At 64.2% G+C, this 10,554-nt stretch carries 18 protein-coding genes; 5 read left to right on the forward strand and 13 right to left on the reverse strand.

The window, feature by feature from the left end; translation table 11 throughout:
• Positions 1-26 precede the first annotated feature (26 nt).
• The 4 genes from FHY03_RS20410 (at position 27) to FHY03_RS20425 (ending at position 1,956) form a co-directional block, all read left to right on the forward strand.
• Complete coding sequence (locus FHY03_RS20410; RefSeq protein WP_183932267.1) at positions 27-704, forward strand: ParA family protein; 678 nt, start codon at positions 27-29, stop codon at positions 702-704.
• Positions 701-1,045, forward strand: coding sequence for a hypothetical protein (locus tag FHY03_RS20415; protein WP_183932268.1), 345 nt, complete (start codon positions 701-703; stop codon positions 1,043-1,045). Before FHY03_RS20410 ends, FHY03_RS20415 begins: the two co-directional genes overlap by 4 nt.
• A gap of 67 nt (positions 1,046-1,112) precedes the next feature.
• Positions 1,113-1,364 (forward strand): hypothetical protein, encoded by a 252-nt coding sequence (locus FHY03_RS20420; RefSeq protein ID WP_183932269.1) that lies wholly within the window; start codon positions 1,113-1,115, stop codon positions 1,362-1,364.
• Positions 1,365-1,527: 163 nt separating this feature from the next.
• Positions 1,528-1,956 carry a hypothetical protein gene (locus tag FHY03_RS20425; RefSeq protein WP_183932270.1) on the forward strand — a complete coding sequence of 143 codons (429 nt, stop codon included), beginning with the start codon at positions 1,528-1,530 and terminating at the stop codon, positions 1,954-1,956.
• Between the two features lie 367 nt (positions 1,957-2,323).
• On the opposite strand, the gene FHY03_RS20430 is transcribed toward FHY03_RS20425, so the two are convergent.
• The 5 genes from FHY03_RS20430 to FHY03_RS20450 all read right to left on the reverse strand — a co-directional run bounded on the left by FHY03_RS20430 (position 2,324) and on the right by FHY03_RS20450 (position 4,815).
• The gene (locus tag FHY03_RS20430; protein WP_183932271.1) at positions 2,324-3,142 is read right to left on the reverse strand and encodes a helix-turn-helix domain-containing protein; all 819 of its coding nucleotides are present in this window, start codon (positions 3,140-3,142) and stop codon (positions 2,324-2,326) included.
• Positions 3,143-3,334: 192 nt separating this feature from the next.
• Positions 3,335-3,535 carry a hypothetical protein gene (locus tag FHY03_RS20435; protein ID WP_183932272.1) on the reverse strand — a complete coding sequence of 67 codons (201 nt, stop codon included), beginning with the start codon at positions 3,533-3,535 and terminating at the stop codon, positions 3,335-3,337.
• Between the two features lie 121 nt (positions 3,536-3,656).
• Positions 3,657-3,881 (reverse strand): hypothetical protein, encoded by a 225-nt coding sequence (locus FHY03_RS20440; RefSeq protein WP_183932273.1) that lies wholly within the window; start codon positions 3,879-3,881, stop codon positions 3,657-3,659.
• 8 nt (positions 3,882-3,889) lie between these two features.
• Entirely contained in the window at positions 3,890-4,252 is a 363-nt protein-coding gene (locus FHY03_RS20445) for a hypothetical protein (RefSeq protein ID WP_183932274.1), read from the reverse strand.
• Positions 4,249-4,815, reverse strand: a complete 567-nt coding sequence (locus FHY03_RS20450) for a recombinase family protein (RefSeq protein ID WP_183932275.1) — start codon at positions 4,813-4,815, stop codon at positions 4,249-4,251. Before FHY03_RS20450 ends, FHY03_RS20445 begins: the two co-directional genes overlap by 4 nt.
• 131 nt (positions 4,816-4,946) lie before the next feature.
• Between FHY03_RS20450 and FHY03_RS20455 the strand changes: the two genes are divergently transcribed.
• Positions 4,947-5,984, forward strand: a complete 1,038-nt coding sequence (locus FHY03_RS20455) for a hypothetical protein (RefSeq protein ID WP_183932276.1) — start codon at positions 4,947-4,949, stop codon at positions 5,982-5,984.
• 111 nt (positions 5,985-6,095) lie between these two features.
• On the opposite strand, the gene FHY03_RS20460 is transcribed toward FHY03_RS20455, so the two are convergent.
• The 8 genes from FHY03_RS20460 to FHY03_RS20495 form a co-directional block, all read right to left on the reverse strand.
• A complete protein-coding gene (locus FHY03_RS20460; protein WP_183932277.1) occupies positions 6,096-6,449 on the reverse strand; it encodes a response regulator in 354 nt (117 codons plus the stop codon).
• Between the two features lie 52 nt (positions 6,450-6,501).
• The gene (locus tag FHY03_RS20465; RefSeq protein WP_183932278.1) at positions 6,502-6,948 is read right to left on the reverse strand and encodes a thermonuclease family protein; all 447 of its coding nucleotides are present in this window, start codon (positions 6,946-6,948) and stop codon (positions 6,502-6,504) included.
• A gap of 104 nt (positions 6,949-7,052) precedes the next feature.
• Positions 7,053-7,286 carry a hypothetical protein gene (locus tag FHY03_RS20470; protein ID WP_183932279.1) on the reverse strand — a complete coding sequence of 78 codons (234 nt, stop codon included), beginning with the start codon at positions 7,284-7,286 and terminating at the stop codon, positions 7,053-7,055.
• 285 nt (positions 7,287-7,571) lie between these two features.
• On the reverse strand, positions 7,572-7,850 hold the full coding sequence (locus FHY03_RS20475) for a hypothetical protein (protein ID WP_183932280.1): 279 nt from the start codon (positions 7,848-7,850) through the stop codon (positions 7,572-7,574).
• Entirely contained in the window at positions 7,847-8,077 is a 231-nt protein-coding gene (locus FHY03_RS20480) for a hypothetical protein (RefSeq protein ID WP_183932281.1), read from the reverse strand. Before FHY03_RS20480 ends, FHY03_RS20475 begins: the two co-directional genes overlap by 4 nt.
• Before the next feature lie 47 nt (positions 8,078-8,124).
• Positions 8,125-8,547 carry a hypothetical protein gene (locus FHY03_RS20485; RefSeq protein ID WP_183932282.1) on the reverse strand — a complete coding sequence of 141 codons (423 nt, stop codon included), beginning with the start codon at positions 8,545-8,547 and terminating at the stop codon, positions 8,125-8,127.
• Positions 8,548-8,771: 224 nt separating this feature from the next.
• On the reverse strand, positions 8,772-9,623 hold the full coding sequence (locus FHY03_RS20490; protein WP_183932283.1) for a DUF932 domain-containing protein: 852 nt from the start codon (positions 9,621-9,623) through the stop codon (positions 8,772-8,774).
• 391 nt (positions 9,624-10,014) lie between these two features.
• Entirely contained in the window at positions 10,015-10,407 is a 393-nt protein-coding gene (locus tag FHY03_RS20495) for a DUF3768 domain-containing protein (RefSeq protein ID WP_183932284.1), read from the reverse strand.
• Between the last annotated feature and the right edge of the window lie 147 nt (positions 10,408-10,554).

A 10,554-nucleotide genomic window follows, 5' to 3' on the forward strand; every position in this document is an offset into this window, starting at 1 on the left:
TCGCGGTTGTTCAAGGAGGCTGCTTCATGCCCGTTATCACAATGGCGTCGAGCAAGGGCGGGGTCGGTAAGACGACGAGCTCGCTATTGCTGGCCCTCGAATTAGCCGACGCCGGCGCTTCGGTCGCATTGATCGATGGCGATCGGAATCAACCCCTGTCGAAGTGGGCGGCGCTGGAAGGCAAGCCGGCCAATGTGACGGTGATCTCCGACACGAGCGAAGAGACGATCACGCAGACGATCGAGACGGCTGCGGCCGAATATCAGTTCGTCATCGTCGACCTCGAAGGGTCGGCCAACGCGATGATTATCTATGCCGTGAGCCGGAGCGATCTCGTCGTGGTGCCGCTGCAAGCGTCGATCGTCGACGCGCACCAAGCGACGCGCACGATCGAGGCCGTTCGCCGCATCGCTCATACCTCGCGGCAGGACGTTCGCGCGGTACTGCTCATGACGAAGGCTCCCAACTTCATCAGCTCTGAGGCGAAGCACGTCCAGTCGGACCTTGAGGGCGCGGGCTTCGAGTTCCTGCCCGTCGCGATCCACGAGCGTGTCGCCTACCGGAGCCTGTTTTCCTACGGCGGGGATCTTCACTCGCTGCCGGCGAAGCAGGTCGGCAACCTCGACGCGGCGCGCGAGAATGCGGAAGCCTACGCGCAAAGCGTCCTGGCGATCCTGCGCGGCAAGGCGGCGGTCGCGGCATGACTGAGCGTAAGCGTGCGTCCGCCATCGATGTGACCGGCTTCGGGCCGCGTCCGGCCGGCGCTGTCGGGCCTGATCCTGCATCCCTCGCCTCCGTGATCGAGGAAACTCCCTTCAAGTCGCGTGTGGTCGAGCAGGCCGCGCCCGCGCCGGCCGCGAAGGCTGAGCCTGACGCGCCTAAGCGCGGCCGGCCGAGCCGGGGGAGTAAGTCGACCGTCTATGCGCGTGTGCCTGACGATTTCTACGATCGCCTACAGCGCATCCGTGACGAGAAAGGATGGTCGCTGGTGACGGCGCTCGAACGCGCGATCGACGCGCTCGGGCGGCAAGAGGGCATCGATTGACGCGGCTTCGCCGCCTGTCGTCGCGGGAGCGCGCTACGGCGCTCCCGGCTGCGACGATCCACTCGCTATGACCACCGACGAGCTGCAAGAGCTGTTCGTTACCCTGCTGACGGGCGCGGTAGGCGGCAGCGCCGATAGCTGGCGCAAGGCAGTCGGGCCGGTGACAGCCCTCCCGATCGTCTTCCATCCCCGATCGAATTGGACGATCGCGCCCAAGGGATCGAAGAAACAGCTTGAGGCGATCGGCAAGGCTGAGGCGATTATCCGCCTCGAACACCCCTATGTGCCAAGCCCGAAGACCTTAGACCCGCCGCGCTGATCCACGCGCTCGCCGGCCGGTGATCGTCGCGGCGCTTGGCTTCATCTCGATTCGTGATACTCTCCCCGGTGCGTGCACTGTGCGCGCGACCTGGACGGAGCCGATGCGGACCCTGCCAGGTCGCATCGGCTCCTATAGGTGTAACCCTACTGTGGAGACAGTTATGGTAGCCGAAAAAGAGCTCGTAGTGAAGGAGTATCGGGATAAGCTGTGGGCCTCTGGCCTGTCGCATATGCAGATAGACGCAATCGTCGAGGTCGTGTTTGACGAGGCGGATAACACGTTCGATCGGATCGGCGGCAAAGTGGAAGAGCTCGGCGAAAAGCTGCGCCCGGCCATCGCTGAAATGATCGAAAGCGAAGTCAGCCTCCGCATGGGTCGTTTGGAGCAGCGGATCGATAAGATCCGTCGCGACATGCCTCTTCCAGAGTCGAAGTTTTTCGCCTCGGAACCCGCGGTTAAGCCCCGTCGTCGCTTGGGACGCTACGTCCTGTTCGGCATCGGCGCTATGATCCTTGGTCCGATTGCCCTCACGCTCATGGCGTCGGGCATGAAGGCTCTCCTGGGGTCTTTGCTGCACCTTCTGTCGTAACGGCTGATTTCAGCCGGGCTCGACTGTAGCGAGCCGGAAGGGCGTGGATCACTCCACGCCCTTCTTTTTGTCCGGCCGGCGTGGTATTCTCGATCCACGGTACAGCCTGGAGAGGCGATGACCGTGAGCGAGCGGGAAACCGTTCAGCGCCGGCGATCCTCGCGATTGTCGGCGCTTTCGTTTGGGCGAAACGCCTCGATCGCCACGCCTCCCTTACTCTGCCCTATCCTCCCTCCCCTGGCCCGATCTGGCCGCTACAGAAGCCGCTTGCTCCCCCTAGGGAGCATTGCGACGGCGTAGCCGGCGCTCCACCGTTGCAGCTTGTGCTACGGCTGTGAGGCGATCTGAGCGTGAATTAGCGGCGCCGTCAGGCGCGAACGCCTTGGCCGGCTAGGCCAAGTCCTTTTGAACCATATTCATAGATATTGTGGAGCGGTTGAGGATCGGAACGACACTCGCTCTCCTGAACGTCGAGCGCGGCACCGAGACGAGCGAGCGCCTTCCCAAGCGGGCCGTCGACGGTCGCTAATGCGAACTCGCGCCGCGATAGCGTCGACAGCATCGCCTTGGTGTCTTCGACGCGATCAGCCTGCCGCTGGATCTCGTCGGCCGGCAACGGCGCTGGTCGCATCCAGCGCGGGAGGTAGGCCGCGATCGCGGCGGGCACGAGCATCCGATAGGCGTTGCTGGTCTGCTTGTAGCGCGGCCCCACGCCCTCGACGTCGACGCGCTTGAACCGGCGCTGCGAAACGACGAAGCCGATTTCAGCCAGCACCGCGAGGGCGCGGACAACGGTCTTGCGGCCGATACCTACCTTATCCGCTATATGGTCGAGCGTCGGATAGACGCGACCGGCCTGGACGCGCGCGATCTGTAGCAGCTCGTCCAGCACCGCCAGCGCGTTGCGGTTGAGACGGAGGATAGCCGCCTCGAGTCTGGTCGGCTCGCGTTCCTCGTGCGCGATCTTGGCACGTAGGCTCGTCCGGCCGCTGCTGAGCGTCTTGGCCTGCTTATAGATCCGATCCGTCTCGCCCTTGGCTGGGCGCGAGAAGAAGGCTTCCTCGAAGGTGCCCGCCTCGATGCTGTCCCGCCTTACCGGCGCGCCGGTGCGGTGGGGCGCGCCAGAACGAGACGACTTCCGCTTGATGCGGAGGCCACCAAACGCGGCCAAAGCCGCCTCACCCATTGTAAACGCTGCCAACTTCCTGCCCTCACATTGGGCCGGGACCGGGCAAAACTCGGCCGTGGCGCGAAGCGCGCAACCCTTGAACCGGAGTTCAGAAACCGCTATGTCGGGGGTGTTAGATGGCCCTTTCGATGCTTGCCGGCATCGGACATAGTGGTTTCAGGGATGCCCGGCCTCGTGCCGGGCATTCGTTTATGTGGTCACGGCCAGAAACTCCTGACGAAGAAACATATCGCGATCGATCCGCTCAAGGATCGCGTTCAACGCGGCCTCGCGCGACGATAGCTGAAGCTTTTCCTTGACCCCCTCGACGACCTCGACGGCGGTCGGAGACAGGGAATAGGTGGCGCGTCGGTAGCCCTCGGCGTTCAAGCGGGCATTGCGCCTGCGCATTGAATCCGCACTTCGGGTGCTAGGTTTAGACTCGCCCATGAGTCGAACGTGTAACGCGCACCTAGCGGCGCCGCAATCAATATTGAACAATTAGTAAATTGGGTGCGCCGGAGCGCACCCGTTAGCGGACGGCTTTCACCCGATCCTCAAGGCTTCCCACGGCCACGGGCACGCCATCGATCATGAGCGGCTGGCCGTCGACGCGCTGGGCGCCGGCTTCCTCAAGCGCGCGCATTTCCATCAGCCCTACCTCTACGCGGCGCGGCTTCTTGTCATAGGCAACCTCATGCACCGCGATGGCAAAGCGGGCGTTGAAGCGGGTCTTGTGTGCGGGAGGGGTCTGCATGGCGATCCTCAATGTCTCGTCTGTTGGATAGGTGGCTCGCCCGCGAGCGTCCTCAAGAGGCGCTGTAGCGTATTGTCGCCGGCTGCAAGCGGACGCGCCGGCTTCGCCAGTTCTTCGCCTCGCAAGGTCTGCTCAAGGTCGTCGGGGATCGTCGGCACATGCCGGCGAGCGACGGCGATCAGCGGGCGCGGGTCTGGTGCTTCACCGTAAGACGTCCCTAGCCATACCTGCGGCGTCTCGCGCTCGTCCTCGTCCATTTCCTCGTGAATGAAGGCGTCGACCCATACCTGTAGGTAGTAGGTCGCAAGCGGCGCATCCCACCCGATCGCGAGGCGCGCGCCATTGCCCTCAAACTCATGCCTTTTGCTCATGCCTTCGCCCTCTCGATCAGGCGCGATATCGTCGCCTGGCTGACGTTGTAGGATCTCGCGATTGCGCGCTGCGTCGGCCGCGGGTTCTCGTCGACGAGCCGACGAAGGATCTCCGCTTCCTGAATGGGCGTGAGCGTCGGCTTGCGCCCGAAGCGCACGCCCTGGGCGCGCGCTTGGGCGCGGCCGGCTGCGGTACGCTCAATGATCCGGCCGCGCTCCCATTTGGCTGCGATGCCGAGAACCGCGATCACAACGTCTGCGAGCTCGGACGTCGTATCTACCAGCGGTTCGGCAAGGGAGCGGAAGCCAGCGCCGGCGCTGCGAACATCGTGGAGGATATTGAGCAGGTCGCGCGTGTCACGCGCGAGGCGGTCAATCGCCGTCACCATCAGCACGTCGCCGGGGTCGAGCGCGCCGATCGCGCGCCGGAGCTGGCTACGGTCGGCATTCGCGCCGCTCGCCTTCTCGCGGTAAACCTTGCCCGCGCCCGCGGCCTCTAAAGCCACGAGCTGCTGGGCGAGGTCCTGGCCGCCAGTTGAGACACGCGCATAGCCCAAAATCATAGCTGCAATTCGTATCAGATTTTTGCATCAAAAAAACCGCGCATTTCGGCGGGGTTGGCGATTGATCCAAAAATTATGATTTCTGCATCGCCGCCTCGCGTCGATCGGTATCCCTCGGCTATCGAGCCTCAATGGATGATCTCGCTCGCATCGCTGACGGACTAGCTGAGCTGACCAATCGCTTCTTCGACGCGGGCGTGCATGGCCTCGCGCTGCGGCCGGAAGACGCGTCACGGTTTACCGGCCACGCTCTCGAATCTCGGGATATCATCGACCAGGCGCTAGGAGCCGGAAACGCATTTTCCGGCTCCATCGCCAAAGCGATGACAGAAGATCCGCACAGTCTTTTGGGCGGCCCATCAAAGGCCGCTGTGATCGACGTGCTTGAGGTGGTCCGCCGCGCCTCTGCCGCAATCGATCGTCGGAACCCTAATTATCATGCGATTGAAGCGATAAGCGAGCTGTCACGTCAAATCGGGGATCACGCCTTCGAGCTGCACATGATTGAGGAAGATAATCCGAACGCGACCAACGTTCGGATTGAAGGAACATCAATCCATGCGCTGATAATCGAGGTTCGCGCTCTGATCGCGGAACACCTCGGCCGCTCGTCACCGTATTACACCGGCGTACCAGCTTTCTGGACGGGTCCAAAAGGGCAACCGCGCACTCCGAATGCTACCGAGCTTTCGGACGTCTCTGCGATCCTTGCGGCAGCAATCCGCCACCTAAGGCGTCCCCGCGCGATCACCCTTCCGCCGAAGGTCCAAACGGGGACGATCTACGTCGATCCGTCGATCATCGAGCAGATTGCAACCCTGCCGACTACCAACTTCGATTTCAGCCGGTTGGCGGAGCTGTGTCGTAGCCTCAATGTGACGGCGGCAGCTAACGCGCATATGGCGACTGCGATGCTTCTACGGGCGATCATAGATCACGTCCCGCCCATATTCGGCTTCAAAACGTTTGAGGTAGTCGCCGCGCAAGCGCCGGGAACGCACACCTTCAAACAGCAGCTAGGCATTCTGCAAAACTCGATGCGGAAGGCGACCGACGCGTGCCTTCACACCCCTATCGGCAAAAAACGTGACCTGCCTACTGCGGTAGCGGTCGATTTTCGATCACCACTTGAGGCGCTACTTCAACACATCATCAGGATAGCCGGCTAAGAGAGGTTGTCCGCCTGCGGCGGGGGTGGTTCGTCTCGTCGGGCTCTGCCCGAACCCGGAGTATTTCGCGAGCAAGCGGAAGCTATTTTCCGCTATCGTTATCAAGCGCGATCAGTGAGGCGCGACCTGGGCGAAGGCGTGGAGGAACGCGGCCTCGTTCATCGGCTTGGCTAGGATCGCATGGGCGTAGTCGCACGGCTCGCAATCCTCGGGTGTGCCGGTGACGAAGATGACGGGCACGGGGCCGAACTCGTCGCGGATCTTGGCGACGGCAATCGGCCCGCGTCCCCCCTCCTTTAGATCCACGTCGGAAACGATGACGTTCGGCACCATCTGCCGCGCGGCGATCATCGCGGTTTCCTCGGACTCCGCGAAAACGGTCGAGGTCGCTCCCCCGATCTCCGCAACATCAGCGACTAGCATCGCGATAAGCGGCTCGTCCTCGATCACCAGCACATGACACATTTAAGACGCTCCTTGTCTTACCAACCGGCGAGCGTCTGGATCGGGTACATACCTATTTCGTTTTCGAGCGGCACCCGCCCCCGCGCTGGCGCGCTAGGTCGTCCATCTGAAAGCGGTTGGATCTCCACAAGCCGGCGCGATCGGCGCGGGCCTGGGCGGCGCTGGCCGCATAGTAGCCGCCTGAGAAGCCGCGCCAGTCGACCGCGAAGCCGGCCGCGATCATTCGCGCGCCGACGTCGCCGCCCGATCGTTTGAACCTGCACGCGGTCACGGTGCGGCGGTAGCTGGTCAAGGCGCTGGGGCAGCTCGGCGCGCGCGCGCGGCGTATGGCTCGGTTATCGCTCGGCCTGGTCGCGCACGTTACGCCCCCTTCCCGCTCGATCTGTTGCGCCAGATACTCGCCGGCTGCGGCCTTCATGGCGGCGGGGCGATCCGGGGCCTCGATCCCCCATATCCGCACGCGCGTGCGATCAAGCTGGATGGTGTCGCCGTCGATCACCCGCGCGCTATCGCGGAGCAGATAGGTGCCAGCGCCGGCGCTGGTGGCCGCGAGCGCAACCGCGGCGGTGAAAATGCGGCGGGTCTTCGCTGAACGTCGCGCCACTACTTTACGGCCGGGGCTTTCCGCCTCTTGGCTATGATCGCGTTTATGACGGCAACCCCCACCATACCGACGATCGCCAATGCGATATCTAAGAGGGTCGACGCGGTTGGCCTTCGTAAATCGGGAGCACGGAACGAGAGCAGATAGAGGGCCACACCAACCCAACCCGCTGTTGCCATCGCGTAGAAGGGAGCGGTGACAATGAAATACGCGATATTCTTGACTGTTTTCATGGCCGTTTGATCCAGTCTGATTGTGGCTGGCACTTTCGCCGTCAAGGGGGGTTGCAGATAAGTCCCAGCGGCTTGCGTTGCCCCCCCCCCGAACCCTGCCGCTGGGGCAGTCTCAATCAGTCAGCTTGCGGCCCCCTCCCCGTGCCCGCGCCGCTGGTCGGGTGCGCCTGGTCTTCGCCATCGTCTCGCTTGCGAACATATAGACGCAAAACGGCACCCCCGCGAAAACCGCCCCGATTAAGCCCACCCTGCCGAACACGTCGACGAGGGAGGCGAGGTCGCCGCTCACTGCTTTGCTCCCGGCGAGCGCGCCGCTGGTCGGTCGCGGCTCGGCCGCTTCCCGATCAGCGCGGGCGGGTTGGTCGGCGGCCTATGCAATCCCATCAGCATGACAAACCCTGTGATGATGGAAAGTAGCGCCGTCAGCGCCGCTATGCCGATGAATGCCAAACTGCCGGCCGCACCGTACCACCAAAGATAGGCCAGCGACGCAACGCCCGCGAAGATGAAGAAACGCACGTAGCGGAACAGTGCGGCGAACTCCGCATGATCGGGGGGCGTCATCTTCTGCCTCTCGTGGGACGCGGTTGGGGTCGGTCGCGGCTCGGCCGCTTCCCGATCAGCGGGGGCGGAGGCGTGGGGGGCTTGTGAAGCTGCCCCATCAGCACATTCGCGACGATCGCGAGGGCGGGCACCACGACGAGCAGGACGATAAGCGGATGCTGTTCGAGGAACGGCACGGCCGCAATCACCTTGTCGAGAATATTCGCCTGATTGTCGGCGCTACCCATGCCGGTCCCTCCCTGCCCGCTGAGCATAGCAGCCCAAGCCGGCGCGGTCATGGTCTGCACTCCATCAGCACGCGCGCTCGGCCGCGATCGGCGCGGGTGCGGTGCTTGCGGCGGTAGATCGCCAGCGCGGCGTCTTGGCGCGCGAGGCGACGCCACAAGCTGCGCAGCTCGTTGCCGCGTCGCTGCGCGATCTGAGCAAGCGCGGTCCAGTATGTCGGCTCCTGCATGTGCGTCCACGCGCTCACGTCCTGGCCCGGGTGCCATCGCTTCGCGGCGGCTTGCTCGGCTGCGATCTGCGCGGCGCGGGCGATCTGCCAGCCTACCGTCTCGATCTGGTGGGACGTGAGCGCTCGGGCGCGCTCCATGCGGTCGACTGCGGCGCGGTGGCCGGCTTGTCCGGTCATCGCGCCGCCCCGCGATTTTTGGGGCCTGCGGCGCGGCGCAGCTCGTGCGCCGCGCATACGCGGCACGGCGGGAAGGTGTCGGCGTCGATCCAGTTGATAAAGCCAAGCGCGGCGCGCGCGGCTGAGCGGTGACGCCAGCGGCGTCCCTCGATGTTAGTCGCCATCGTGTCTGTCTCCGTGACGGCGCGACGCCACCCTGTTACGGGCGCGCGTCGGCTCTCGGTGGTCTGTCTCCGGTGGTTCGGCAAAAAAGGGGGGCGGCGCTGCAATCGCCGTCCCCCACCCTGCCCTTAGCCTCCGTTCTTGATGCGCTGCATTCCGTCCGCCAGCATCCACAGCGCGCGGTTGATGCCGACGGTCTGGTCGATGCCCTTGATCTCGCGGGTCTTAGCGCGGCGCGTGCGGCCGTTCTCGTCGGTGCGGCGTCCCTGCACGCCCCCCCGGATCAGGTTTTCTTGAATGCGGTTGAACGTGTTCCAGAGGCTCCCGCCGACGTCTTCACGACGGCGCGCCTCGATCACCTGCGCGGGACGGATTGGGCTCGAGTCTTCCTCGTCACCGTAGCGAGCGACGAGCGCGGCGCGGCCCAAAAGCTCCTGTTCGCGCTCGCTGAGCGTGGTCCCCTTCATTTCCTCGCTGGCGTCGATCAGGCGGGGGAAGTCCTTCGCGACGGTATAGGCTCCCTCAATGATCTGGTCTGCGATGTTGCCCTTGTGGGGCACGCGGACCTCTTGGAACTTGTCGCCCGCGATCAGGCTGTTGGTGCATACGAAACGGAGCATCCCCGCGAACATCTGATAGGCGCTCGATCCGTCGTGGCTGTTGACGATGATGACTTCTGCGGCCTCGGCCTTGCCGATATCGTCGGGGCGGCGAAGGCGAAGCATGTGCTTGGTGTGACCCATGCGCCCCTCGTCGCGGGTCTTCGACTGCACCGCGAAGAACGGCGCGAAACCCTCCTTGCGGAGCGCGTCGACGAGCTCGATCGTCGGAACATAGACATAGCGGCCGGAGCGGCTTTCGTGCGCCTCGTCGGCAAAGAGCGACGGCACGACGGCGCGCAGCGTGTCGTTGTCCAGCGCTTCACGGCCCGAGATCTGGCGGGCGTTGCGAACGAACTTGGTTGCGAGGTGATGGTACATGGTCTGTCTCCGTTTCGGTGTCCGCCGCTGCAATCGGCGGGGGTGAACCGTTCACCCATTGATGATATTAAACGATAGCTTTTAATATGCAAGCGTTAGATATCGTAAAATAGCGTTTTTGTTTGCGCCTCCTATTCTTTCCCTTAGTCGGCGGGGACCGCTGACCCTCTTGGGGCAGCGGCCCTGCCTTCGCGGCGAGCAGCGTGGGGATGGGGGGCAAGCTGAATCGCACCCTGGCGCGGGCCGGAGCGAAGCGACAACACGGGGGTGCTATTCCGCTTGCTGGGGAAGGGGGCCGCGCGCCCCTTCCCCGCTGAGCGAACATCGCGGCTGGCAAGCCGCCGCGACCGTAGGCCGCGATCCAGCCCGCGCCGGATCGCGGCCGGTGTGCCTAGTATTCTGAGGCGAGCATGATCGTCAGGACGCGCGCGGTTGCGGCGGCATTCCACGGCTCGGCGCTGCCGAACTCAAGCGCGAGGTCGTAATAATCAAACTTCCAGCAAACGGTCTGCGCGATCTGGTCGGCGTCGTCGGGGCGTTCCGGCGTCCATGCGCCTGACGCGAGCCGGTAGAGGCTCCCGAAGTCGTGTTCGTTGTGCGGGTCGTTGTCGTCCGTGAATGCGTCGTAGGTGACGATCTGGCGAAGGATCGCAATGCGGTCTGCGATGGGGAGGGCGTCGACCCCTAGCGTGATCGAACAGCGGCACAGTGCGCCGGGGTGCGCCCGTGCGGCATCGTTCAGGGTGCGGATAGCGGTGGTGCGCGCTTCGCGGGTGTCGGTCATGGTCTGGCTCCTTCTTCCTCAATCCCCGGCGGGGACCGCCGGCCTGCGGCCGGGCGGCCCTGCCTTCGCGGCGAGCAGCGGGGGGATGGGGGGCAAGCTGAATCGCACCCTGGCGCGGGCCGGAGCGAAGCGACAACACGGGGGTGC

The organism is Sphingomonas sp. BK345, assembly GCF_014193845.1.
Lineage (GTDB): Bacteria > Pseudomonadota > Alphaproteobacteria > Sphingomonadales > Sphingomonadaceae > Sphingomonas.

Coding starts and splice junctions, on each gene's coding strand:
- FHY03_RS20450 (WP_183932275.1), bottom strand. CDS start 4,815: ATGATTTTGGGCTATGCGCGTGTCTCAACTGGCGGCCAGGACCTCGCC.
- FHY03_RS20470 (WP_183932279.1), bottom strand. CDS start 7,286: ATGAAAACAGTCAAGAATATCGCGTATTTCATTGTCACCGCTCCCTTC.
- FHY03_RS20420 (WP_183932269.1), top strand. CDS start 1,113: ATGACCACCGACGAGCTGCAAGAGCTGTTCGTTACCCTGCTGACGGGC.
- FHY03_RS20445 (WP_183932274.1), bottom strand. CDS start 4,252: ATGAGCAAAAGGCATGAGTTTGAGGGCAATGGCGCGCGCCTCGCGATC.
- FHY03_RS20455 (WP_183932276.1), top strand. CDS start 4,947: ATGGATGATCTCGCTCGCATCGCTGACGGACTAGCTGAGCTGACCAAT.
- FHY03_RS20495 (WP_183932284.1), bottom strand. CDS start 10,407: ATGACCGACACCCGCGAAGCGCGCACCACCGCTATCCGCACCCTGAAC.
- FHY03_RS20440 (WP_183932273.1), bottom strand. CDS start 3,881: ATGCAGACCCCTCCCGCACACAAGACCCGCTTCAACGCCCGCTTTGCC.
- FHY03_RS20415 (WP_183932268.1), top strand. CDS start 701: ATGACTGAGCGTAAGCGTGCGTCCGCCATCGATGTGACCGGCTTCGGG.
- FHY03_RS20490 (WP_183932283.1), bottom strand. CDS start 9,623: ATGTACCATCACCTCGCAACCAAGTTCGTTCGCAACGCCCGCCAGATC.
- FHY03_RS20480 (WP_183932281.1), bottom strand. CDS start 8,077: ATGGGTAGCGCCGACAATCAGGCGAATATTCTCGACAAGGTGATTGCG.
- FHY03_RS20425 (WP_183932270.1), top strand. CDS start 1,528: ATGGTAGCCGAAAAAGAGCTCGTAGTGAAGGAGTATCGGGATAAGCTG.
- FHY03_RS20460 (WP_183932277.1), bottom strand. CDS start 6,449: ATGTGTCATGTGCTGGTGATCGAGGACGAGCCGCTTATCGCGATGCTA.
- FHY03_RS20410 (WP_183932267.1), top strand. CDS start 27: ATGCCCGTTATCACAATGGCGTCGAGCAAGGGCGGGGTCGGTAAGACG.
- FHY03_RS20430 (WP_183932271.1), bottom strand. CDS start 3,142: ATGGGTGAGGCGGCTTTGGCCGCGTTTGGTGGCCTCCGCATCAAGCGG.
- FHY03_RS20475 (WP_183932280.1), bottom strand. CDS start 7,850: ATGACGCCCCCCGATCATGCGGAGTTCGCCGCACTGTTCCGCTACGTG.
- FHY03_RS20435 (WP_183932272.1), bottom strand. CDS start 3,535: ATGCGCAGGCGCAATGCCCGCTTGAACGCCGAGGGCTACCGACGCGCC.